The sequence below is a fragment of the Saccharophagus degradans 2-40 genome (assembly GCF_000013665.1).
GTDB lineage: Bacteria > Pseudomonadota > Gammaproteobacteria > Pseudomonadales > Cellvibrionaceae > Saccharophagus > Saccharophagus degradans.
The window spans coordinates 393,366-417,736 of sequence record NC_007912.1; the positions used below are offsets into that span (position 1 = coordinate 393,366).

Genomic DNA, 24,371 nt, shown 5'->3' on the forward strand with positions numbered 1-24,371 from the left:
AACCCCGTGAACAAACCGGAGCGCAGCATGACTTCTTCTACTTTAGCAACATTTAAAATACACCCAGCTATTGGCATTGCCCGCGTGGGCGAAAGCGAAACAGATTTTTACTTGGCGCCAGAATCGCAAGATGCGCTACCCATAAAATGCAACATCCAAGGCACCCCAGTGGATGCCAATGGTTACCCCGTGGCACCGGGCAATGCTTTTAGTGATCGTCAATTTAGAGACGATATGGGCTATATAAAAAGGCAAGCAGCACGCTTTAAAATATACCAATACGACGACGAATACCCGCAGGGCAGACAAGTAAAAATTGGCGACCAAATTCAAGGGGTAACGGGCTACGGCAAGTTGCAAAAAATTGAGTGGTCGGTGTATCTCGCCAATAAAAAATCGAGCTGGTTCCAATTTGAGCAATTGCAAGGCGAGCATGGTTACCCAGCCGATCACCCATTGCGCAACCCCGATATTACCGATGCAGAAACCCGCCAACGTTTAATTACCAACCCTGGGCCATATATTGTCGCCAGCACTGGCGAAGCGACCGAACCAGTGCACTTTGCAAGAAACGCCAACCCCGATTTTACCCAAAACTTTCCGCCGGAAGATTTAGCCCCGTTTGCCATTAATTCCCTAGGGCGCGCAATGATAAACGATCACCAAGATTTTATTGTGCTAGGTGGTGCAGGTAAAAGTGGCAGCTTTAAAAAAGGTTTTGGCCACCCACAAATTAGCCACTATGCAAATAATGATGGCTGGTTTGATGATGTAGCAGATGGCCCTGTATCTGCCATACTGTATTACTTCGATGAAGTGAATGATGAAATACGCCAAATAGAAGTAAGCGACCCTGCTTGGGTTATTGTTGGGCCACCCGCATACGCGCCGCAAATACCCAACATGATTAACATGGACGACCTCATTTACGATTTATCGGTAAGAGAGTTTGGTTATAACCCTTACCTTTATGGCCCAGATAAATTCGATAACCCAGAGCCTGTAGACTGCGAAGACGATGCCGCGCTATTGCGTTGGCGCCAAGCTAGAAAAAAGTTTAACCCCCATTACCTGCCTTATTTTGAGAAAGAGATTCAATCTATATTAATTCGCCCGTTTATGTACCAGTGGGTAACGGATTTTCTACAAATATCTAACGATGCGCACGGCATACATAAGCGCGCCGATTTCGATCTTTCCAAAATATCCAAACCACCTAAATGGGTAAACATTTCGCAAACTAAAAAAGCGATTGCACAGCTTAAAGTAGCGCTAAGCAGTAACGAGGCGCGAACAACCACACAAAACAGCGATGAGCTAGCCCAGCAGGAGGAGTACTTAGCGGAGCTAGTAGATGCGCAACGCACAGGTAAGCACCCAACAAAACAAGAAAACGGCGACGATTTTATTTTCTACGACCCCTATAAAGACAACCGCCTATTTATATACGAAAGCCTAAGGCAAAATGGCGAAGAAAATATTCTGCGCAATCACCGGTCAGACCCCAACAGTTTGATTTACGGCCGCAGCCTAATGCCTGCACTAAGCGGCGATAACCCAATAAGCAATGTATTGCCGCGCAAGTTTTTACGCCTTACCGATACGCAATTGTTTTTACTGCACCAGTGGGCCTTGGGCAGGTTTATTAACGAAAGCGAAGAGAAAATAGACGCAAACGCATTGCAGCGGCCACTTACCCCGCAAGGCGAAGGGGTAGATTTAGATCGCGGCGTGCTTACCAATTTAACTGGTGGTGCATTCTGCCCCGGTGCCGAAGCGGGCTGGATAATGCGAAACCCCGGCATCTATACAAAACCATACCGCATTTTTGGTAACCGCGAATATTTCCCTATAGGCACGGGCAGGCTTTCTGGGCGGGCACCGTTTCAACCGCCCGCGCTTACCTTAGCGGGGGATATTTCTAACGGCTTAGAGCCAGGCGACATTACTAAGTTTTCTGCGTTGCCGTGGCAGGCAGACTTTAACGAATGCTCTACCCAAAATATTAATGTGAGCTATTCTTCGTGGAATGTAACCTATAACAACAGCACCAACGCCACCACCAGTAAAAATGATGAGATAAGTGAAACCCTATGGTGGCCGGCTTATAGGCCAATGCAAGTGTATACACTAGATGCCAGCAACAATAAAAAGCAAGTGGATTGGGCGCGAGGCATTCCGCAAACCAACGCTGGCGATTTAAAAATGGTAAGCGCTTGGCGCGATTTAGGTTTTGTGCTTGGTACTGTGCCTAAAGAAGGCGACAAGCCCTACAACCTTTCTTACTACGAAGTAGAGCGCAAGGTGTTATCTGACGATGCCAACGATTAATACCTAATGCAAGCTGCACCAAAGGCAAACTACGACGTGTGTGTAATTGGCGGTGGCCCAGCGGGTTTGGCCACCGCTTTACAATTGCGCGCAGCGAATAGCCATATAAGCATAGTGGTAATGGAGGCCAGCAATTACTCACAGCCTAGGGTGGGTGAATCTATCGCACCGGGTTTAGAAAGTGTTTTGCAAGCTATTGGCGCAGAACATTTACTCTGCGAGCACAAACATTTACCCAGTGCTGGTGTGTCGAGTTGTTGGGGTTCTAGCCAAGAACACACCAACGACTTTCTGTTGTTTCCGCGGGGTAGGGGCTGGCACCTTAATCGCAGCGTATTCGATAAAGATCTAGCCACACTGGCAAGTGAGCGCGGTATACACGTTTGTACGGGGTATCGCTTTAAACAAAGTAAATATGTGCAATTAAACTGGCAGCTTAGCTTTACTTGTGAGCAAGCTAAGGCAAACAATACAACAAACAGCGAAGTGTCTATCAGCTGTGCATTTATTGTAGATGCCAGCGGGCGCACAGCAAAGTTTGCCAAGCTGCAGGGCAGTAAGCCAATACAATTAGATTCTTTAATTTGCATCTATAGCTATATAAACCGTAACCATTTAGACAAACCCTTTGCAGAAATTAACCCCTTTGCAGATGGTTGGAGTTACAGCGCACCACTACCAAACAATAAAAAAATCGTCGCGCTAATGACCGATAGCGACATAGCAAGCGCCAAGCACTACAAACAAATTACTGTTTGGCAAAATACCCTATGCAATGTTGCAAATATTTCGCAGCACGCTTTATTGCCTAAGCAGCCATTAAACGTATGGCCAGCTTACTCGGTAGTTAACCCGCAAATAACGGGTAGCCATTGGTTAGCAGTGGGGGATGCCGCAATGTGTTACGACCCACTCTCTTCGCAGGGTATAACCAAAAGCCTTGTACAGGGCATTTATGCGGGCCACGCGTTAAGCGACTGGTTTGCCAGTAGTACAAACGAAAGTAAGCAGCAGGCCTTACGCACCTATGCCAATAGTTGCTCGAGCGGTTTTCAAAATTACTATGCCAAGTGGTGTGAATACTACAAGCTCGAAAACCGATGGCAAAGTGCCACGTTTTGGCGTCGCAGAATATTCAACCTAGCAGACCTTAACCCCAACCACTATTTAACGGTAAATACACACTTAAAAAATAAACACTGGCCGCATTTAACAAACTGGCAACAAACTGCCGTGTGTGAAACAGTGGATGCTGCACCAGACAAACCCCTATGGCACATAGTGAACCGTTTAAAAGAGCAATGGCAGAAGCCCGGCGCCTTAAAGCTGCCAGACGAATATATTATTAATGTATTGTTAGCACTAACCCGCGAAGGCTTTTTAGAGGTAAACGTAGAGAAAAGAGTGCAGCCAAACGTTTTACAAAAGGTGAGGCAGCGTTATGCACATAATTAAACTACAAGCCAAATTAAGCGGCTGGCTAATAGTGTTACCTCTATGCGCACAATGGCTAATTATGTTGTTACAGGGTGAAGTATTGATGCATCACGCAAGCCTGTTTTGCGGTGCGCTAATGTTGCTTTTACTTGCTGTAATGCATCGTTTTTATAATAGCGAAAATGTGTGTGCCGTTGTTGTTTGTATTACCTACGGTGGCTTAGGTATGTTGCTGGGCCAATATATAGATGCGCTGCTAATGGTCGATGTTATGATGGATTCAATGGCGCATCACGGCCATCATGATTTTCACCTTAATAACACGGTGCCAACTGCCGCATTTACACACAATCACGCATCGCTGTTTAATCTTGCCACGCTGTTAATGGTGGCGGGTTGTTATATTCCTTGCTTAGTAAAAAAATACCTTAATGCACCACAAGCTAATCTAATTAGCATAATATTGTCGCACCTTTATATTATTCCGCCAATGTTAATAGCGCATAGCTTGCTAGTGCCACATGCCAGCGCTTCTCCTTTACAGGCTTATAGTTATAGCCTACTGACTATGACAATAGGCTTAATCGCGGGTATGGGCCTAGTGAGTATGGTTAAGGGCGCAGCTCAACGAGGGTTAATTCAAAATTAATTTACTAGTTTGTAGATAAACAAGGAGCAAAGTATGGAAACTAGCACAGTGTACAATATTGTTATTCCCATATACGAAGGTGTAGATTTGCTGGATGTAACCGTGCCCTACGAAGTATTTAACTGGGTGCAAACACGCGATAAAACGCCAGCAACTAAGGTGTACCTAGTGGGGCAGAGTGGTGCTGCTGTTAAAACACGCGATGGTTTTACTATTATCCCAGAGTGCTCGTTCGAGCAGTTCGAAAATGCAGGTATTACTTGTAATTTGATCTGGGTGCCTGGTGGCGACCCTGCAAATCTTGAAGCGCAAATGAAAAACGCCTGCTATACCAATTTTATAATCGGCTTAAGTAAAAATGCCGACTATGTAACATCTGTATGCGAAGGCGCATTACTGCTTGCCAATGCTGGCTTGCTTACGCATTACAAAGCCACAACCCACTGGGCTTTTATTCCCTGCCTTAAATCTTACCCGGGTATATATGTTCAAGAAAATGTGCGCTTTGTTGTGGATGGTAATAGGGTAACGGGTGGTGGGGTTTCGTCTGGCTTGGATGAATGCTTCGAACTAATTATTCTAATATTTGGTCAAGAGGCTGCTGAGGCAGTACAAAAAACTATTCAATACTACCCAGACCCGCCGCTTAAAGGTAAGGTGCCAGAAGCCAGTGCTTGCCCTAGCGAAGGTTTATTGCATGGTGGTTTGTGTTCTGGTTAAGGGAGTTAAAAATAGACAATTAAACGCAGTAATTATACTGCGTTTAATAATGAGTATGTGGCGCGCTACGGTTATAGCTGTGGGCGCCTAAATGGAATGATGTTATCGCCCCTATACTGTGGTTCTATCTCTATTTCTTCATCGTGCATAGTTAAGTACATGTCTTTAACTATTTGTTTAATATCTTGCTTATGCCCACGTTGCTGAATATTTGCGGCTAAATCGGAAAGGGCGCGATTATACACCTCGGCTTCTAAGTCTAAGCAAAAGCGAACAAAGTTATCTGCGGGGTATTCAGATAACAACGCTTCGCGCAGATTCTTGCTCCAAGCCTCTATGGTTTCGTACTTATTCATTTAGTAAGTTCCTTTTAAGTATTTCTCAGTATTTTATGTTTGGAATGTCTAGATACACTCATTCCGTTAAGTGCTTTGTGGTTGGCAAGTTAAAATTTCCTTCCAACCTTATAGACCTCCTAGAGTATAGAAAGTGTCTTAAAAATATAATACTAAACGCGGCGTTTTACCAAGATTTTACAATTTTATAAGCCAATATTTTTAGTTGGCGCATTAAGTGTTATTGCGTTAAAAAAATATGGCGTCGTTGCGACGCCATATTTTTGTAAATGTAAAATATTATTTTACATTTAGGTTTTTAGGTGCTGTTCATATTTAATTCGGGCAGCAGCCGCACACGGTCATAGGCAGTTGCTTACCGGTTTTGGCGTCTTGGTTTGTCCACTGGCCATTCCATTTAAGAGCGCCGGCAGTTTTACACGTAGTGGGGCATTGCGTTTGTGCTTGAGGCTGACTATTTATTGTTACGCTGGATTGCACATCGCGGCATTGTTGCCCTGCAATAATATCGTCAAAAATGTGACTTAAACCGGCGCTGGTACTGGTGTTAGATTGGGTTGCAGAATAGTTGTGGCAGGCAAAACAGTTAGTCGCACTATTCGCTTGCCCCGCAGTGCCTTGAAATTCCGTTTCCATTACCGTGTTAGCAAGTTCTAACGAACCGCGCTGGTTAGTTGTATCGCTAGAATCTTTATTTATATCAGAAATCCACAGCGCACCGGTTACTTGGTAATGCTTCCATACAGCCAGTGATTTTGGCAGCTTGGGCTGGGTAAAAAGGTTTTGTAATTCACCGTTTAGTTTTTTAACTAGCGCTATATTTAGGCCATCTTTAGTGGTTATTGGTTGGCCCTCTAGCGTGCCGTATTTAAATTGCTGGCAAATATCGTTTGGTTGTACGGTACTTGGTAGTGTAATGGCGGTAGAATTAAGGGTTTTATTTAGGTTGTTGCAGTCGGCTGCGTTTTTAGCGCAGGCGGCGCTGGTAAAATCGTAAGCGTTTTGGCCTGCTGCTATTTTTGTGCATTCTACAGCGTTACTATTGTGGTCTAGCGTCATCCAAACCATTTCTGGGTGATTATCTGCCGCGACTACTATGTGCCAACCTACCAAGCCTAGTAAATATGGCTTGCCAGAAATTGTTGCCTCCATGTGATAAAAATCATCTTTTGAATCATTTTTTGTTAATACACGCCAAGCCATTTTAAGTTCGGCGGTTTTGCCTGGGAAATTGTTTTTCATTTGCATTTTTTTGTAGTCACACAGGTTTATAGAAAAACGAACCTCATAAAAAACTATATTGCCCTGTTGGTCGTATATGGCGTAAACATTGCGACCTGCTTGATCTATGCGTTCTGGAATAACAAAATCTTCTTTTGCATCTGTACTTTTAACCGTGCGTACATTAAATGCGTTTTTGGGCACGTCGTTATCGCACGAATCGGTACCGCTTGTTTCTAATAATGGGAATTGTTTCGGGTCTTGCCAGTTGGCTAAGTTTTTAGTTGGCGAGGGCGAAATTAAATATAAAAACCAATCTTGAGAGAACTGATAAAACTCACAAAATTCAGGGTCGCCGGTGGTGGGGTTGTTTGCTACGGCGCTGGGTAAGCTCGCATAAGTGGCTTGCCACCAATTATTGGCTTTGGCAAAGCTACAATTTTCAACTTGGTCTGCATTGCTTAACGTTTTATTGCCACTAGCTGCATGGGCTTGGTGAATACTTACTACAACTAAACACAGCGAAAGTAATAGTTTACTTAGCTTCATTTATTATTTCCTTTTATTGGTGTAGAGGCTTTGATCAAACAGAGTGGTAAGAACTATAGGTGCAGTCGCCAAGTATTTGAGTTAATCAAAGGCTCCTTATTTAGAATGCAAAAAATATTGCGTGTAGGAATTTTTGTGCGGTGTCTTGTAAGAAAATAATGCAAGATTAAATCCACTCGACAGTTTAGGTATAGCCAACTTATAGAGCTTTACCATGCCATAACCCATATTGGTGTTTAATTGTCACTCCACAGCTTTTTGTGTTGTGAGCGCCAGTAAAATGGGTTTATTTACAGGTCACTTAGTGTGATTGAAGGCCATATTCTTTCGCAAGTATTCCTGCTTGTGACGACGTTACTTTCCAGAAGAAAGGCGCGCGAAGGGGGAGGGGGGGCTGCTTTTAATTAAAGCGCTCAGCTGGGCAGGTTATTGCTGTTTACTTTACTCTCGATGTGTTATTCAAGCGTTTATGTAAGCTGTTGGTTAAATAGCCAGATAAGAGTACCGTGCTAAACGTTGGGCTGGTGGCGGCTTAATTTTATGCCGATGGGGTAGTGATTCTTGCGCCGTTATGGGGTAGTATCGTACAAAATTCAATCTTATGGTCATAATAACTATGAAAGCCGGTTTACTTCTACGCATCCTATTAACTGTACTCGCGCTCAATATGCTTGCCGCATGTGGCGGTAGTTCTAGCAATACCAAAGAACCCGTTACCCAGCCGGAACCAGAGCCAGAGCAGCAGCCAGAACCAGAACCAGAGCCAGAGCCAGAGCCAGAGCCAGAACCAGAGCCAGAACCAGAGCCAGAACCAGAGCCAGAGCCTGAAATGGAACCGCAGCCAGAGCCACAAGCGCCGCCTGCAGGTGGTGTATCTATCATTGATACCAACCCCAACAATGCATCGTTTTGGGCAGGCTCAAACAATGGTGATGTGGGCAGTAGGGCTGTTATAGATGTCGATCACCCCGAATTTAGCCAAGCGACGCGCATAACCGTAAGCAACCCCGCTAGCGACTATTGGAATGGTCAGCTCTCCTTCCCGCTTAATGCGAGTGTGGCGGCGGGGGATGTAGTATTAGTGCGTTTGTACATGCGCTCGGTGGAGAATACTTACGAATCGGGTGCTAGTTTTACTACCGTATTTATTGAAGACAACATCGACTTTACTAAATTTTTAAACCGCGAAATAACCGCCGCGCAAGATTGGGTAGAGTATTACCTACCCGCAGAAATTACCGATAACCATGCAACCGGTGAAGTGGGCTTGCGCATTGGCTTTGGCGCTGGCCCTAGGGCGCAGGTGTTTGATATTGGCGGTGTAGAGCTATTGCATTACACCAATACTGATATAAGCGCTATGCCTAGTACACGCCCAAGTTACGAAGGCCGCGAGCCAGATGCCGCATGGCGTACAGCGGCGGCAGAGCGAATTGAGCAGCACCGCAAAGGCGACTTTGAGCTAACAGTAGTGGACGATGGCAACCCTATCGCCAATGCCACCATAGATGTAGATTTTCAAAAACACGCCTATCATTTTGGCTCGGTAACTGTTGGCCATCTATTGATGGGCACCAGTGAAGATAGCGCCATTTACCGCGAAAAAGTGCTCGAGCTATTTAACCAAAGTGGCCCAGAAAACGATTTAAAGTGGGGCCCATGGGAAGGCGAGTGGGGCAACAATTTTAACCAAACTCAAACCCTAAACGGCTTGCAGTGGCTGCGCGATAACGGCCTGTACACACGTGGCCATGTAATGGTTTGGCCTTCTAAGCGCAACTTGCCAAACTTAATGCAGCAATATTTACCAGAAGGCGACCCCGCCAGCGCCAACCCAGAAGCAAAACAAGTGGTGCTGGATCACATCGATGATATAGCAACCGCAACAGCTAATTATTTAGATGAGTGGGATGTACTAAACGAGCCTTACGACAACCACTATTTAATGGATGCCTTTGGCGATAGTGTAATGGTGGATTGGTTTAATCGCGCGCGTACTAACCTGCCTGCGCACGGTTTGTACATAAACGATTACAGTATTTTATCTGCGGGCGGGCGCAATTTTGCTCACCAAGAACACTACACCAACACGATTCAATATTTGGTCGATAACAACGCACCCATCACCGGTATAGGTTTGCAAAGTCACTTTGGCGACTCGCCTACAGCCATTACGCGTATTTACGAAATTATTGATCAATACAGTACCGCGTTTCCGCAGTTAGATATTCGCGCAACGGAATTTGACGTAAGTACAACAGATGAAGACCTGCAGGCAGATTTTACCCGCGACTTCTTAACGATATTCTTTAGCCACCCTAAAACAGTGGGTGTGCAGTTGTGGGGTTTTTGGGCAAATGCACATTGGTACCCTAATGCAGCGCTTTATGATGCCGATTGGCGAGAAAAGCCCAATGCACTAGCTTGGAAAGAGCAAATTTTTAACGAGTGGTGGAACGACTTTGACGGCACGACCAACGCACAGGGTAAATTTGATGAACGCGGTTTTTACGGCGATTACCAAGTAACTGTAACCGTAGGTGAAGAGCAGCAAATTTTTACCTTTAGCCTAGTTAAAGGCGGCGAACAAAACTTTAGTTTTGAGTGGCAATAGCCCTTAAAACTGCCAGCCGCTATTAAAACAACGTGTTTTAGTAGCGGCTTTATATTTAACGTACGCATTCGGCCGTATAAACAAGCTGTTACGTCGTATTGCGCTTTAAGCCTAGGCGCTTAGTTAAAATTCCCGCCCAAATTTCTCCCTTTAAAATATTCTTATTTGTAATTGTGTGCCTCGTCGCGTTATATTCTGTTTGCTGGACTAAACTATAATATAAATCGGCCGCAAGCGTATTTTCTATGTTTAAGTTTTATCAAAAAGTGGGAGTGGTTTCTATTGCGTTGCTTTTGCTTACCTTATTGGTAGGTGGCATATGTGTAGATCGCACATTCCTAACTGCAAAATTTTTACCGGCCGACAAAAGTACGTTTAATTGGCGACCAGAAACCTGGGCCGATAAAGATATTGGCGGCGGGTCTACAGTAGTCATACACGATGCAAAATACAGTTTAGATTTTGAATTCAAAATGGCGAGCGCGCTGGAATACCCATACGCCTCTATGGCCATTAGTATTTTAGATGAAGACGGTGGCGAGCTGCTTATTGATATGTCTCGCTATACTCGGCTTTCGTTTATGGTGCGCTGCGAACCGCATAATATTTTGTTTTTTGCCGCGCACATGGTTGATGAAGACGTAACAGACCCAGAAGACCCATCCAAATACAGAAGCCCTTCGTCGCATTTTTCCTGTGAAAAGGAATGGGCACAGGTACATATAGACCTAACGCGCCTTAAAACCCCGCAATGGTGGTTCGATAAATTTGGTTTAGATCTTTCTCGCGAAGCCTACAGGCTTACCCAAGTATCTAAAATATCCATAGGGGCAACCCACCAAAGCCCACAAGATGTAAGCTCCTTAGTAAAAATAAATGAGTTAACAATGCACGGCCGCGATTGGCGCTATATGTATGCACTGGCGGTATGGGTAGTGCTGGTGTGGGGTGGTTTTATATTTTGGTTGTTTAGGGCACACACAAACGCACTTATTGCCGAATTAAAACGCAAATTTGAAAAAGACAGGCCCCTAATTGCCTACCAGCAGTTATCTATGCAACCGCAGCGAGCCAAAGAGCAAAGCGATATTTTGCGCTATATGACAACCGAATATGCTAACCCAGAGCTTAACTTAGATTTAGCCGTTACCCAGCTGGGGGTTAGCCGCACAAAAATAAACGCAATATTAAAAGATGAAATTGGCTACACCTTTAGCGCCTACCTTAACAAACTAAGGTTAACTGAGGCCGCAAGGCTGCTAACCGAAAGTGATAGGGCCAACGTGGCAGAAATAGCCTACTCGGTGGGCTATAACAATGTATCGTATTTTAATAAGTTGTTTAAAACCGAATACGGCTGTACCCCTAAAACCTTTAAGGATGTTTACAAAGGCTAGCGCAGGTGCGCCCAGTTTTGGGGGGCTTGTGCCTTCAATTTCTGATAAAAAATCTTCAACTATCTGCAAATTCAAAGTGTTATTGGTAAATACACCATTGTTTTGGTCTTCAATACCGTAATGTGATTGTTTGGGCGGTGGTGCCATTGCGCACATACACGTTTTTGCCGGCCCACATTCAACAATGTAAATAACGGTTTTAGAGGCCATAAATAAATGAGAATAATAACGGCGTTTGCAGTTATGCTGCTATGCATAACAGGCTGTAGCGGATCGGGCGCGAGTGATAGCCCGCAAGCATCCAATTCGTCTTCGGGCAGTTCTTCTAGCTCTAGCAGTTCGTCAAGTTCGAGCAGTTCCTCTAGTTCGTCGTCTAGCTCTTCAACAAGCTCTAGCAGCTCATCTAGCTCCAGCTCATCATCAAGCTCTAGCAGTTCTTCGGGCGGCGAAGCGCTTTACCCAAGCTACAATACAAACCCGCCAGCGCCAGATATGACCGGCATGACAAGTACTGCCACACAACTAGCAGATCGTATAACCGTGGGCTGGAATATTGGTAACACGCTAGAGGCAATAGGCGGCGAAACCAACTGGGGTAACCCGCTGGTTACTAACGAATTAATTCAAGCGGTAAAAGCCAGTGGCTTTGATTCCATTCGTATACCCGCCGCGTGGGATCAATACGCCAACCAAGAAACGGCCGCAATAGATATAAACTGGCTAAACCGCGTTAAACAAGTTGTGCAATACAGCATAGATAACGACATGGTGGTAGTGCTAAACATCCACTGGGATGGCGGTTGGCTAGAGCGCAATGTAGAGCCCAGCGAGCAAGTAGCAGTAAATGCAAAACAAAAAGCCTATTGGGAACAAATTGCCACTCACCTGCGCGACTTTGACGAGCGCCTAATATTTGCCAGCGCCAACGAACCCCATGTAGAAACCGAAGCACAAATGGCCGTACTAAACGTATACCATCAAACGTTTGTAGATACAGTGCGTGCAACTGGCGGTAAAAATGCTTACCGCGTACTGGTATTGCAGGGGCCAAAAACAGATATAGAAACCACCTCGCTATTGTGGACCCAAATGCCGCAAGATAGCGCCGTAAATAAACTTATGGCAGAGCTACACTTCTATACCCCGTACAACTTTACGTTAATGAATGTAGATGAAAGCTGGGGCAACCAGTTCTACTACTGGGGCGAAGGTAATCATTCCACTACCGACACAGGCCGCAACCCAACCTGGGGCGAAGAAGCAACAGTAGATTCACTGCTGGCAATTACCAAACAACAGTTTGTGGACCAAGGTATACCCGTAATTATTGGCGAATACGGTGCACAACGCCGCGATAACCTTACCGGCGATGAATTGGCCCTGCACTTACAATCGCGCAACTACTACTTAAAATACGTTACTCAAAAATGTGTAGAGCTAGGCTTAAAACCTTTTTATTGGGATACCGGCGGCTTAGACAACAATCAATCTGGCCTGTTTAATCGCAGTACCTACCAAGTATTTGATCAAAATGCCCTAGATGCCATTATGGAAGGGGCCAGAGGGGAATAATCGCTAATTAAAACCAGTCGCTAAATACTAGCTGCTAATCGCTAGTAGTTAATTACTAGTGATTAGCGACTGGAATCTAGCAATTAAAAAATAAGCGTAAATATTGCTCCACCTGTTTTTGCGTTCTCTGCCTTTACTGCGCCACCGTGTAATATCATTGCTTGGCGGGTAAGTGCTAAGCCCACACCAGACCCTTCCTTTTTAGTGGTAAAAAATGGAACAAAAATTTGTTCTATTAAATCCGTCGCTAAGCCGCTGCCGTTGTCTGATATTTTAATGGTTGTATGGTCGCGCGAGTTAAGGCCGGCGCTTATCTCTATGGTTGGGTTTGGCGTATTGTGTAAGGCTTGTTCGGCGTTTTTAATTAGGTTAATAAATACTTGGGTTAGCATTTCTTTATCTGCAAACAGTTGTAGTTGGGCTGGGTTAACAGATGTTACTAACTGAATACCTTGTTGGGCTAAATCTTGGCTTACCAAACTACGTATATGTTCAATAAAGTCGCTTACCAAAAACGTTGAGCGATTAGGTGCAGGCAAGCGGGTAAGTTTACGATAGCTGTTTACAAATTGCGTTAGGCCATCACTGCGTTTAGCTACCGTATGCACGGCGCTGGCAATATCATCTAGCTCTTCGGCTAATTCACTACTATTGGCGTAATTGGTTTTTACATCGTGTATTAATTCATCTGCCGTTTTGGCAAGCGATGCAATAGGCGTAATGCTATTCATTATTTCGTGTGTAAGCACACGCACTAAATCTTGCCACGCCTGCAGCTGGGCGGCATCGAGTTCCGATTGAATATTCTGTAGGCTTATTAACCTTTCTTGCTTGCCCTCTACAATTAAATCGCTGGCGGTAACCATAAGTTGTTGTTCCATACCATCGCTAGCTATTTTAATTAGTCGGGTACCGCCGTTAGGTATGGCAGTTAATTGCGCAGCAAAGTTTTCGCCTAATTGGTTTAAATCATCGGTATTTTCACAGCATAAAATACCTAGTAACTTACGTGCCTTGCTATTCCAAAGTGTTACGCGGTTATCTTCGTGTAGGCTAATCAACGGTACCGGTACTTGCTCTACTAAGGCGGCTAATTGCCGGTATTTTGCTTCCTTGTGTAGGGCAATCTGTTGCTGCTTTTGTAATACCGCCTCAATGCTATTGCCTAACTCCTCAAACCCATTACCGGTATGTGCAAAATTAAAATGCTGCGAAAAGTCGGCGTACTTAAGCGCATCTAAAAACCGAGCTATTTCCAAATTAGTTTTATTAGTGTATTTAAAAAGGGCAACACATTGCATAATAGCGATGCCAATTAGCAGGGTAGTAACGGCAAAATAACCCTGCTGTTGTAAGACGAAAGCAATAACAATAAACAGCGCTAAAATAGCACCAAGCCGAATGGATAATTGCAGGCTAAACTTTTTAAAGGCCATATTTTTCCATCCTGCGGTACAGTGCTGCTCGAGTTAAACCCAACGCTTTTGCGGCATGGCTAATGTTAAAATTGTAGCGTTTAAGTGCAAGCTGTATGGTGTTTTGTTCTATTTTCTCTAGGTTTAACTCATCTTGCGTGTTGGGGCTGTTGGTTGTAAGCGTGCCGGTGCTAGCTTCAATCGCGCTGGTTTGGTTAGCTAGTTGAAAGTCTTGCGGCAGTAACATTTCACTTTGGCTAAGTATAACGGCGCGTTCTAATGCATGGCGCAATGCGCGAATATTGCCTGGCCAGTCGTAGCATTGCATTGCGGTTAAGGCTTCGTTGCTAATTGGCTTTACGGGCTTGTTATATTTTTTACTGTAATGCGCCAAATAATACTCGGCTATGGCTTGTATGTCGTCTACTCGTTGCCTTAAAGGCGGCAGGTGTATTTCAACTGTATTTAAGCGAAATAATAAATCTTGCCTAAATTTTTGCTCATCATTTAATTGCTGCATGGTTAAGTTGGTGGCAGCTATTACTCTTGCATCAAATGGAATGCTTTGATTGCCACCTACTGGCGTTATTCGTCGCTGCTCCAGCGCGGTTAATAGTTTGGCCTGTAGGTGTAGGGGTAAATTGCCTATCTCATCTAAAAAAAGTGTACCGCCATCGGCGGCTTTAATACGCCCAACTCTATCTTCATTCGCGCCGGTAAATGCGCCTTTTTTGTAGCCAAATAATTCGCTCTCAAAAAGTGTTTCGGTTACCGCGCCTAAATCTACGCTCATAAAAACGTTATTTGCTCTTTGGCTGCGGTGGTGCAGCTCACGCGCTACAAGCTCTTTGCCTGTGCCGTTTTCGCCTAAAATTAACACATTGGCATCGGTTGGCGCACTTAAATTAATAAGGCCCATAACCTCTTGCATAGCGGTAGATTGCCCAAGTATTTGCTGGCCTGTTAGTTGGCTGCTTACCTCGGCGAGCAATTTATTTGTGCTGCGCAATTGCTTGGCTTCGTTGCGAGTATTACTTAACGCCACCGCGCTAGACAACGTCGCCACCACTTTTTCGTTTTGCCAAGGCTTGGCAATAAAATCTGTGGCGCCCAGTTTCATAGCTTCTACGGCGGTGTGCATATCTCCGTGGGCGGTAATCATAACAACGACAGCTTGCGGGTCTATTTGCAGAATTTTTTGCAGCCAGCCATAGCCTTGCTCGCCGCTGCTTTCGCCTGGGCCAAAGTTCATATCCAACAAAATTGCGCTGTACTGCTGCTTTGCTAAAAGCGCGGGAATATTCGCAGGGTCGTTACATGTATCTACTTTGGCGAAGTGGCGTTTTAACAGCAGCCTACCGGCGGTAAGAATATCGTCGTCGTCATCAACAATAAGAATGCAATCGCTGTGTTTCATAGCCTGCCCTGTCGGTGTAATCCATGCCGTAGAAGAAAAATAGTGTTCATAATCGTACACATGGTGTTCGGCGTCGTACAGCAAAAAGTGTTCATAACCGCACACTTAAAATAATAGTTCAATAAAAACAACAGGTTACGAACTGGCACGGTAATTGTAAACACCTATACGAGCTAAGTCGTTAAATAAAAGTTAAGCCGTTAAGCAAATAGCCAAGGCCAGTTAAATGAGCAGTGTTAAATCAATTAGCCACATAGAAAGCGCACAACCAACCAGCAGCGCGGGCATGGATAGAAAAATTGCCAAGCCCCCACAGCGCAAAAAGCTTGTGCTGGCCGGAGGTGTGTTACTTGGCTGCGCAGTATTGGTTGCAACATTGCTAAGTGTAAGTGGCGGCAGGTCATTAAATGTGGATAGCCAGCGCATAGCCACTGGTGTAGTTAGCAAAGGTAGCTTTGAAGATTTTATCCCCCTGCGTGCGCGGGTAACGCCAGCCAAAACGCTTTACTTAGATGCGGTAGAAGGTGGGCGTGTAGAGCGAGTGCTAGTAGAAGATGGCGCGCAACTACAAGCGGGCGATTTAATTGTGGAGCTTTCAAATGCGAGCTTGCAGCTAAGCGTGTTAAGTAACGAAGCGCAAGTAGCCGAACAGTTAAACAATATGCGCTCTATAGAACTTAGTTTAGAGCAAAATAGGTTGCAGCATAAACGCAACCTCGCCGATATAGATTATCAAATAAAAATGCTCACGCGACAGTTGCAGGCTGAACAAAAATTATTAGAAACGCAATCCCTTAGTCAATCGCAATTTGATAATACACACGATACTTTAAATTGGTACCAAGCTAGAAAGCAGCTCACCTTAGAAAGCCAAGCCTCCGATGCCAAAATGCAAGAGGCGCAATTAATTTTTTTACAAGAAACAAGTGAGCGTTTGCAAAATAGCTTGGCGTTATCGCGCCAAAATTTAGACAACATGAATGTACGTGCACCGGTAGCCGGCAAACTTTCTGGGTTTGATGTTGAAGTAGGGCAGAGCATTGGCCGCGGTGAACGCCTAGGGCAAATAGATACACCCAATGACTTTAAGCTAAGCGCGCTTATAGATCAGTTTTATCTAGGCCGAGTTGATATTGGCCAGCGGGCTAGTTTTGAAGGCTACGAACTCACAATAAGTAAAATTTACCCACAAGTGCAAAACGGCCAGTTTGAAGTGGATTTTACCTTTGTAGGTGAACAGGCTAGCAATATTCGCAGGGGCCAAACTATTCAATTAAAACTTGTACTAGGCGACGCCACCGAAGCCCTGCTAATTCCAAATGGTGCCTTCTATCAAGATACCGGCGGCAACTGGATATTTGTTATTAGCCCAAATGGCGACCATGCAATAAAACGCAATGTACGTTTAGGCCGGCGCAACAGCCAATTTATAGAAGTGCTTGAAGGTTTAGAGGAAGGGGAGCGTGTAGTAACAAGCCCTTATAGCAGCTATCAAGATTTACAGAAATTAAACTTATCTAGTAGCGAATAGTACCTACTACACACTAACAAACTAATAGTAATACTAGGAAAGCAACATGTTAAAATTACACAATATTTGCCGCACATATCGCACCAACGAAGTAGAAACCTTGGCACTGAATAATGTCAATGTAGAAATAGCTGCGGGCGATTTCGTGGCTATTATGGGGCCGTCTGGTTGTGGAAAATCAACATTGTTAAACACCATTGGCATGTTAGATTCACCCACCAGTGGCGATTACATATTTAATGGCGAAAATATTGCGGGCTATAGCGAATCGCAGCTGGCAAATATTAGAAAGCGCAATATAGGCTTTATATTTCAAAACTTTAATTTAATAGATGAATTAACAGTAGAAGAAAATATAGAGCTGGCACTGCTCTATCACAAAATTCCAGTTGCAGAGCGAAAACAACGTGTAGCCAAAGTAATGGATAAAGTAGGTATAGCGCATAGAGCCAAACATATGCCCAGCCAACTTTCCGGTGGTCAGCAGCAGCGGGTTGCCGTTGCGCGCGCGGTTGTGGGCAATCAGGATGTGATATTAGCAGATGAACCAACCGGTAACTTAGATAGCGCCCACGGGCAAGAAGTAATGGAAATGCTGTTAGCACTTAACAAAGAGGGCACTACCATCATTATGGTTACCCACAGCCCAGCCCATGCCGACTATGCAAAGCGTACCATCAATCTATTTGATGGAAAAATAATAACCGAAAATATGCGCGCAGCCTAAGGGGGCACTATGTTTACGCACTATTGTATTAGCGCTTGGCGCAATGTGGTAAAAAATACGCTGTTTTCAATTATTAATATATTTGGCTTGGCGGTAGGGTTAACCAGTTGTATTTTAATTTTACTATTTATAAAAGCAGAAAGCGGCTTCGATAGCTGGGTGCCGAATAGTGAGCGTATTGTACGTTTACATACAGCGTATATGTTTCCTGGTCAGGCAGACTTTTTAACGGTTAGATCTGCAGGAAAAATGAAAGACGCCATTACGAATTACGCACCCAATTACGTAGAAGAGGCCACCCGTATTGCGCCCATTAATTTTACAGTAAGCCGCGATAAAGATGCATTCTCTGAGCGGATTATGTTTGTAGACGCGAGCTTTTTTGATGTATTTGATTTTCCATTTGTACACGGCGACAAAGCAAACTCGTTTGCCAAGCCGTTAGATTTGGTGGTTACGGAACGCACAGCCATAAAATATTTTGGTAGCACAGACGTTATAGGTAAAACGCTAACAATATGTTGTATTGAAGATAAAACTCACAATTTTGCGATTGCGGGTGTAATTAAAGACTTTCCAAGCAATAGCCACTTTAATCTAGATTTCATTGTGCGTATTGAGCCGGAAATATTTAAGCTTTACCCAAACATATTGGATACGTTTACAAGTGTGAACGTATACACCTATTTCAAACTAATGCCGAATACCAAGCTGGAGGATTTTCAGCAACGTATATATCAGTGGGTGGATAACGAAAGCCCATTTTACGAAAAGCTATTAGAACATGCCGCTATAAGCGAAAGTGCTAAAGCAACGGATAGCGTAAAACATAGGGTAATGCCATTAGAAAACTTACACCTAGATGCAAAACCATACGCTGGCACAATGGGCGATTTGTCACCTATGGGCGACCGCGTAATGATCAATACCTTTGCGGTTGTAGCGCTACTTATTATAGTTATTGCGAGTATCAACTTTATTAACCTAACCACAGCTAAATCTAGTCAGCGAGCTAAAGAAGTGGCAATGCGTAAAGTGTTAGGCGCTAGCCGCTCACAGGTAGCGCTGCAGTTTCTAAGCGAGGCAGTTGTACTGGTATATATTGCTTTATTTTTCGCCCTTGCAGCGGTGGAGGTGCTATTACCTATTTATAGCAATGCGATAGGCATAGAAATACAATTTTCATTGTTGGCCAACCCTGCAATGTTATTTGGCTTTTTACTGTTAACATTTGTAATAGCGTTGGGTGCAGGTATCTACCCTGCAATGTATCTATCGCGCTACATGCCGGGTGATATTTTGCAGTCGAGTAAGGGCGCAGAGTCTGCTTCTTCTGCGAATGTTAGGTTTGCTCTGGTTATTTTTCAGTTCGCCATATCAATATTCCTATTGGTTTGCACTGGCTTTATTTATGCGCAAACTATGTACGCAAATGCTATAGACGTAGGCTACACCCATCAAAATAAATTGGTATTAGATGTTGGTTCTGCTGGTGATAATAAAAGTAGATTACAACAAGAAATGCTCGCGCTTAACGCAGTAACGAGTGTTGTGTTTTCCTCAGAAGTGCCCTCACAGGATAACGAAAATAACACATCGTTTACTTTAATTGATGATGGCTTGGCCAAAGTTGCTAGCCAAACACAACTGCTTAATCATCACTCAATGGGGTATGGCTTTTTTGAAGCGTACAATATAAAACCCTTAGCAGGACGTTTATTCAGCGAAGCCTACGGCTCCGATGCCATGTCGTATAACAGTGAAGAGGGCACTAACGGCGGTAGTGCTATTTTAAATGAAAGCGCAGTAAAGAAATTTGGCTTTGAGAGTAGTGAACAGGCTATTGGTAGCACGCTATTTGTAGATGCATGGGGTGGGCATAACCTCACTATAATAGGCGTAATACCAGATGTATATTTCAGGTCTGTTAAATTTAGTATTCGGCCATCTGTTTACATGCTAAACCCAAAGCGATTAAGTTGGGCAACAGTTAGCTACACCACAAAAAATGTACCGCAATTGATAACTGCAATAGAAAAAGTGTGGGCCAGCACGGTGCCGATGCAGCCAGTGCATATTATATTCTTAAACGAAATGATGGCGGCGCAATATAAAAGCGAACAAATACAGGCAAAATTATTTAGTGCGTTTTCGTTTTTAGCCATACTTATTGCTTGCTTGGGGTTGTATGGTTTAGCCGCCTTTACCGCCGAGCGGCGAGCAAAAGAAATAAGCATTCGCAAAGTAATGGGTGCAGGTGTTAGAGATATTGTTATCTTACTGGTATGGCAATTTTCTAGGCCAGTACTGCTAGCAAATCTAATAGCTTGGCCCATAGCAATATACGCTATGGCAAATTGGTTACAGGGCTTCACCTACCGTTTAGAGCTGTATTGGGTGTTACCAATATGCGTAGTAGCAGGAATACTCTCGCTACTGGTTGCTTGGTTAACGGTAGGTGGCAATGCGGCAAAGGTAGCCAATGCAAACCCAATAAAAGCATTGCGCTGTGAATAGTAGGTAACTCTTTCGTAATATGTTTTATTGCCAGCCTGTATGTATATAGGCTGGCTTTTTATTACTAAATAAAACTAAAAAAGGGTTGCACCCATAAAAAACCTTGGTTATAGTTCGCGCAATTATTAATCACCCATCAAATTTTACGTAAAGGAGGCGCAATATGATTTATTTAAATTCAAACATTCAGTTGGGCCTAAATGTGCGTAAGGTTGTTCGTAAGTTCAATTCAACCGCTTTTAAATAAGCGCGTTATCTTGCCTATTTAACCGAGCTTCTTCAGTTCGCACGGCAGCCCAATTTAAAACTTAAATTTTATTCATCGTAACTGCTTATTTTGGCAGTACGTAATGCTATTCGTTAATTCTATTTTCTCGTGCATTTTTAACCAAAACAATGCGCGCTGGCGAAGCTTTGCCTAAAGAAAATGAATTAGCCAAAAAGAGAATTAAAAATGGGCACAGTAATAAACGAAGTGCCGCTGCACGGCGAATGTAGTGACGAAAGTGGCAGCGTATGTAAGGTTCGTTACATTTCATCTAGTAAAAACTGGATGGAAAGCGAAGCACTTCAACAATTAACCAAAACCAGCCAACTGCAAGGCATGCGCTTTGCTGTAGGTATGCCAGATTTACACCCGGGCAGAGGTAACCCAATAGGTGCGGCGTTTGTAACCCAAGGCTGCATATATCCACACTTGGTGGGTAGCGATATTGGTTGCGGTATGGGTTTATGGCAATTAGATGTAAAACCCAAGCAAATAAAAATAGATGCTTGGGAGAAACGCTTAATAGGCTTAGACGACCCCTACCAAGGCGAAATCAGTGATGCTATAGCCAACATAAACTTAAATGCATTAAGCGTAGATGCAGGGTTGCATAACTTGGGCACAATTGGTGGCGGCAACCACTTTGCAGAGTTTCAAAAAGTAGAGCGTGTGTTTTGCCAAGATAGTTTTAATGCATTGGCGTTAAAAAGCCAATCGGCATTTTTACTTGTGCATTCCGGTTCGCGCGGCGTAGGGCAAAGCATTCTTAATAAATATGTGGCAGAAAGTGGCGTAAGCAAAGTAGATGTTGGTACCCAACAATTTACTAGCTACTTGGCGGCACATAACGCAGCGCTTAGTTGGGCAGAAGCAAACCGACAGTTAATTGCAAAACGATTTATGGATTGCATTAAAACTACCGGCAAACAGGTATTAGATGTTAACCACAATACCGTTACGCCATTAACGGCTCCGCAAGCCTTGCAGCTGGCACAACTTCTAGGCAACAAAGCCTGCGCCGCCGAGTATTGGATTCATAGAAAAGGCGCAAGCCCAACGCATTTAGGGCCAGTAGTTATTCCCGGCTCTAGGGGCAGCCTAAGTTATTTGGTGCAACCGCTACAGCAAAATAGCCAGCACCTTGTTAATGCAGGCTTTTCTCTAGCGCACGGTGCGGGCCGCAAATGGAAGCGAAGTGACGTAAGGGGGCGTTTAGAAAATAAATACAAAGTGGCAGATTTAGAAAACACGCCCCTAGGTAGCCGCATTGTGTGTAAGCAGCGCGATTTACTGTATGAAGAGGCACCGCAAGCCTACAAAAATATTCACGTAGTAATAGACGACCTAGTGCAAGCGGGTGTAGTTAAAATAATTGCCACCTTAAAGCCCCTGCTTACCTATAAAACAAGGCGGAAATAAACATGGAAGTGAACCCAATAGAAGTAAAGTCGAAAGCAACAAGATCGGAAACAACTAAAGGCTACCCACAAGCAAATTCAGTTGAATGGCTGCAGCTAACCGCAGGCCAAGGGCCAAAGGAGTGTGGCTGGGTAGTGGCGCAATTGTTAAAAGTAATGCTCGTACAGGCGCAAGCCCGTGGCATAGATGTAGAAGTAGTCGAATCGCTCGCCTTCGACAAAATGTTACGCAACCAACACATAGTCATGCCAGATGCATATCTATCGGTATTACTGCGTATAGAGGGCGAGCAAGCGCAGCTGTTTGCCAACGAGTGGTGCGGTACGCATAAGTGGCAGGGCGAAAGTATTTATCGGCCTAAACACAAACGCATTAACTGGTTTGTTGGCGTAGAGCGCATAACACCGGTTAAACCCGTTGAGACCAGTATTAATTACCAGCAATTACAGCGGCAATTGGTGTTCGAATCTATGAAGTCATCTGGCGCGGGTGGGCAGCATGTTAATACCACTAATAGTGCGGTAAGAGCTACCCACACACCCAGTGGTATTACCGTAAGGGTAGATACCGATAGATCGCAGCATCGCAATAAACGCCTAGCGTTAGAGCGGATAGCCATGCTTCTACTGAGCGCAGAAAAAGAAGGAGCAAACAAACAAGTGAACGAGCGCTGGTTACAACATTATCAAGTTAAACGGGGCAGCCCAGTTAAAACATTTATTGGGCAAGAATTTAAAGAAATTAATTAGAGGGTTACCTATGAGTTATCTATTTACACCCATTTTAAATGGGCAAGCTAAACAACACATACAAAAATTAATTAAGCGTAGGTACAGCACATATTACCCGCGCGTATGGATTACAACTTATGAAACTAGAACTGGTAAACGAGATTATAGAATGCTTGGGCGGTGAACGTAGGCTATTTTGTTTTTACCCCGGTTGCCATTGGGTAAATACCTTAGTAAACGCAATGCAGCAACGTGCGCTTTATACCGTTAAGTGTGGCGAGCTAAATACACTTTGTGGTACGAATGTAAGAGATCATCCCAAACCCCAGACACCCATCCCAAACCCCAGACAAACCCCAGACACCCACTCCAACCATTGACACCCCATCAATACAACGCTATAAATAACTGTATATTCAGACAGCAGACAAACCCCAGACACCCACTCCAACCATTGACACCCCATCAATACAACGCTATAAATAACTGTATATTCAGACAGGGGGTCGATATGCCCAAACCAAGGAAAATGCAGGTTTCTTTAGATGCCACACCATATTATCACTGTACTTCACGCTGTGTACGCAGGGCCTTTTTATGTGGCTTTGATACGGTAACCAACAAAGATTACGAACATCGTCGCCAATGGGTTGAAGATCGCATTCATTTATTAGCCGAGGTATTTTGTGTTGATGTATGCGCCTATGCGGTGATGTCTAATCATTTACATCTCGTGCTGCATATCAATCAGCACAAAGCCTCAACGTTATCAGACTTGGAGGTGTGCCAGCGCTGGCACCGACTGTATAAGGGTACTTTGCTCACCCAACAGTTTGAGCAGGGCAAAGCACTTACCCAAGCCGAGCTTGAGGCTGTAAAAGCTAGAATAGAAGTATGGCGCGCGCAGCTGCACGATATTAGCTGGTTTATGCGGGCACTTAACGAGCCGATTGCGCGCATGGCCAACGCAGAAGATAACTGCACGGGGAGCTTTTGGGAATCGCGCTTTACTTCGCAGGCGCTATTGGATGAAAAAGCACTAGCAGCATGTATGGCTTACGTAGACTTAAACCCAGTGCGCGCCAAAATGGCCGCTACGCCAGAGGATTCGGAGCATACTTCTATCAAGCTACGTGTAGCGCAGGTAAAAAATAAAAAACAACAACCTACCACCCTATACCCATTTGTAGGCAACCCACGCCAACCTATGCCCGAAGGCTTACCATTTAAACTGGCCGATTATTTAGAGCTAGTTGATTGGACTGGTCGAGTAATTCGCGCAAATAAACGCGGCGCCATTAATGCAGATTTACCCTCTATCTTAAGCCGAATAGAGTTACCCATCACAGAATGGTTAACTCTTGCGACCCAATTTGAGCAGAGTGTTTCCACGTTTGCTGGTTCCGAGCGTGCCATCCGGTTAGCAGCTGAGGTACTAGGGTATAAAAAAACTCCCGGCGTAGGGTTAGCTAGACGGTTATTTGCTTAGCTCTTTTATTT

General features: G+C 44.3%; 17 protein-coding genes. 13 read left to right on the top strand and 4 right to left on the bottom strand.

What is annotated here, in order from left to right:
- The first annotated feature begins 27 nt into the window (after window positions 1–27).
- From SDE_RS01675 to SDE_RS01690, 4 genes are read left to right on the top strand one after another with little or no spacing between them, the layout of a single operon-like run.
- A complete protein-coding gene (locus SDE_RS01675; protein WP_011466805.1) occupies window positions 28–2,331 on the top strand; it encodes a LodA/GoxA family CTQ-dependent oxidase in 2,304 nt (767 codons plus the stop codon).
- A gap of 6 nt (window positions 2,332–2,337) precedes the next feature.
- Window positions 2,338–3,786 carry an NAD(P)/FAD-dependent oxidoreductase gene (locus SDE_RS01680; protein WP_011466806.1) on the top strand — a complete coding sequence of 483 codons (1,449 nt, stop codon included), beginning with the start codon at window positions 2,338–2,340 and terminating at the stop codon, window positions 3,784–3,786.
- Entirely contained in the window at window positions 3,773–4,417 is a 645-nt protein-coding gene (locus SDE_RS01685) for a hypothetical protein (RefSeq protein WP_041324020.1), read from the top strand. The genes SDE_RS01680 and SDE_RS01685 overlap by 14 nt, the downstream gene beginning before the upstream one ends.
- A gap of 33 nt (window positions 4,418–4,450) precedes the next feature.
- Window positions 4,451–5,137 (top strand): DJ-1/PfpI family protein, encoded by a 687-nt coding sequence (locus SDE_RS01690; protein ID WP_011466808.1) that lies wholly within the window; start codon window positions 4,451–4,453, stop codon window positions 5,135–5,137.
- A 71-nt stretch (window positions 5,138–5,208) separates the two neighbouring features.
- Here the strand turns inward: SDE_RS01690 and SDE_RS01695 are convergent, their stop codons facing one another.
- Both SDE_RS01695 and SDE_RS01700 read right to left on the bottom strand, forming a co-directional pair.
- Window positions 5,209–5,493 (bottom strand): hypothetical protein, encoded by a 285-nt coding sequence (locus tag SDE_RS01695; RefSeq protein ID WP_011466809.1) that lies wholly within the window; start codon window positions 5,491–5,493, stop codon window positions 5,209–5,211.
- Window positions 5,494–5,808: 315 nt separating this feature from the next.
- Window positions 5,809–7,263, bottom strand: coding sequence for a mannan-binding lectin (locus SDE_RS01700; RefSeq protein WP_011466810.1), 1,455 nt, complete (start codon window positions 7,261–7,263; stop codon window positions 5,809–5,811).
- Between the two features lie 616 nt (window positions 7,264–7,879).
- On the opposite strand from SDE_RS01700, the gene SDE_RS01705 reads away from it, so the two are divergent.
- From SDE_RS01705 to SDE_RS01715, 3 genes are all read left to right on the top strand, one after another.
- Window positions 7,880–9,877 carry an endo-1,4-beta-xylanase gene (locus SDE_RS01705; protein ID WP_041324022.1) on the top strand — a complete coding sequence of 666 codons (1,998 nt, stop codon included), beginning with the start codon at window positions 7,880–7,882 and terminating at the stop codon, window positions 9,875–9,877.
- A 245-nt stretch (window positions 9,878–10,122) separates the two neighbouring features.
- Window positions 10,123–11,274 carry a helix-turn-helix domain-containing protein gene (locus tag SDE_RS01710; protein WP_011466812.1) on the top strand — a complete coding sequence of 384 codons (1,152 nt, stop codon included), beginning with the start codon at window positions 10,123–10,125 and terminating at the stop codon, window positions 11,272–11,274.
- Window positions 11,275–11,490: 216 nt separating this feature from the next.
- Window positions 11,491–12,846: a glycoside hydrolase family 5 protein gene (locus tag SDE_RS01715; protein ID WP_011466813.1), complete on the top strand. Its 1,356-nt coding sequence runs from the start codon at window positions 11,491–11,493 to the stop codon at window positions 12,844–12,846.
- Window positions 12,847–12,929: 83 nt separating this feature from the next.
- Here the strand turns inward: SDE_RS01715 and SDE_RS01720 are convergent, their stop codons facing one another.
- The gene (locus SDE_RS01720) at window positions 12,930–14,282 is read right to left on the bottom strand and encodes a sensor histidine kinase (protein WP_011466814.1); all 1,353 of its coding nucleotides are present in this window, start codon (window positions 14,280–14,282) and stop codon (window positions 12,930–12,932) included.
- Window positions 14,272–15,762 (bottom strand): sigma-54-dependent transcriptional regulator, encoded by a 1,491-nt coding sequence (locus tag SDE_RS01725; RefSeq protein WP_226986463.1) that lies wholly within the window; start codon window positions 15,760–15,762, stop codon window positions 14,272–14,274. Before SDE_RS01725 ends, SDE_RS01720 begins: the two co-directional genes overlap by 11 nt.
- Window positions 15,763–15,904: 142 nt before the next feature.
- On the opposite strand from SDE_RS01725, the gene SDE_RS01730 reads away from it, so the two are divergent.
- The 6 genes from SDE_RS01730 (at window position 15,905) to SDE_RS01760 (ending at window position 24,360) form a co-directional block, all read left to right on the top strand.
- The gene (locus tag SDE_RS01730; protein WP_011466816.1) at window positions 15,905–17,209 is read left to right on the top strand and encodes an efflux RND transporter periplasmic adaptor subunit; all 1,305 of its coding nucleotides are present in this window, start codon (window positions 15,905–15,907) and stop codon (window positions 17,207–17,209) included.
- Between the two features lie 46 nt (window positions 17,210–17,255).
- On the top strand, window positions 17,256–17,936 hold the full coding sequence (locus SDE_RS01735) for an ABC transporter ATP-binding protein (protein ID WP_011466817.1): 681 nt from the start codon (window positions 17,256–17,258) through the stop codon (window positions 17,934–17,936).
- Window positions 17,937–17,945: 9 nt separating this feature from the next.
- Window positions 17,946–20,453: an ABC transporter permease gene (locus SDE_RS01740; RefSeq protein ID WP_011466818.1), complete on the top strand. Its 2,508-nt coding sequence runs from the start codon at window positions 17,946–17,948 to the stop codon at window positions 20,451–20,453.
- Window positions 20,454–20,907: 454 nt separating this feature from the next.
- On the top strand, window positions 20,908–22,140 hold the full coding sequence (locus tag SDE_RS01745) for an RNA ligase RtcB family protein (protein WP_011466819.1): 1,233 nt from the start codon (window positions 20,908–20,910) through the stop codon (window positions 22,138–22,140).
- Window positions 22,141–22,142: 2 nt separating this feature from the next.
- Window positions 22,143–22,889: a peptide chain release factor H gene (gene prfH / locus SDE_RS01750; protein ID WP_011466820.1), complete on the top strand. Its 747-nt coding sequence runs from the start codon at window positions 22,143–22,145 to the stop codon at window positions 22,887–22,889.
- A 493-nt stretch (window positions 22,890–23,382) separates the two neighbouring features.
- Window positions 23,383–24,360 (top strand): transposase, encoded by a 978-nt coding sequence (locus SDE_RS01760; RefSeq protein WP_011466821.1) that lies wholly within the window; start codon window positions 23,383–23,385, stop codon window positions 24,358–24,360.
- The last annotated feature ends 11 nt before the right edge of the window (window positions 24,361–24,371 follow it).

Excerpts from the sequence above, each read along its gene's own strand:
- SDE_RS01675 (WP_011466805.1), top strand. The coding sequence starts at position 28 with ATGACTTCTTCTACTTTAGCAACATTTAAAATACACCCAGCTATTGGC.
- SDE_RS01680 (WP_011466806.1), top strand. The coding sequence starts at position 2,338 with ATGCAAGCTGCACCAAAGGCAAACTACGACGTGTGTGTAATTGGCGGT.
- SDE_RS01685 (WP_041324020.1), top strand. The coding sequence starts at position 3,773 with ATGCACATAATTAAACTACAAGCCAAATTAAGCGGCTGGCTAATAGTG.
- SDE_RS01690 (WP_011466808.1), top strand. The coding sequence starts at position 4,451 with ATGGAAACTAGCACAGTGTACAATATTGTTATTCCCATATACGAAGGT.
- SDE_RS01695 (WP_011466809.1), bottom strand. The coding sequence starts at position 5,493 with ATGAATAAGTACGAAACCATAGAGGCTTGGAGCAAGAATCTGCGCGAA.
- SDE_RS01700 (WP_011466810.1), bottom strand. The coding sequence starts at position 7,263 with ATGAAGCTAAGTAAACTATTACTTTCGCTGTGTTTAGTTGTAGTAAGT.
- SDE_RS01705 (WP_041324022.1), top strand. The coding sequence starts at position 7,880 with ATGAAAGCCGGTTTACTTCTACGCATCCTATTAACTGTACTCGCGCTC.
- SDE_RS01710 (WP_011466812.1), top strand. The coding sequence starts at position 10,123 with ATGTTTAAGTTTTATCAAAAAGTGGGAGTGGTTTCTATTGCGTTGCTT.
- SDE_RS01715 (WP_011466813.1), top strand. The coding sequence starts at position 11,491 with ATGAGAATAATAACGGCGTTTGCAGTTATGCTGCTATGCATAACAGGC.
- SDE_RS01720 (WP_011466814.1), bottom strand. The coding sequence starts at position 14,282 with ATGGCCTTTAAAAAGTTTAGCCTGCAATTATCCATTCGGCTTGGTGCT.
- SDE_RS01730 (WP_011466816.1), top strand. The coding sequence starts at position 15,905 with ATGAGCAGTGTTAAATCAATTAGCCACATAGAAAGCGCACAACCAACC.
- SDE_RS01735 (WP_011466817.1), top strand. The coding sequence starts at position 17,256 with ATGTTAAAATTACACAATATTTGCCGCACATATCGCACCAACGAAGTA.
- SDE_RS01740 (WP_011466818.1), top strand. The coding sequence starts at position 17,946 with ATGTTTACGCACTATTGTATTAGCGCTTGGCGCAATGTGGTAAAAAAT.
- SDE_RS01745 (WP_011466819.1), top strand. The coding sequence starts at position 20,908 with ATGGGCACAGTAATAAACGAAGTGCCGCTGCACGGCGAATGTAGTGAC.
- prfH (WP_011466820.1), top strand. The coding sequence starts at position 22,143 with ATGGAAGTGAACCCAATAGAAGTAAAGTCGAAAGCAACAAGATCGGAA.
- SDE_RS01760 (WP_011466821.1), top strand. The coding sequence starts at position 23,383 with ATGCCCAAACCAAGGAAAATGCAGGTTTCTTTAGATGCCACACCATAT.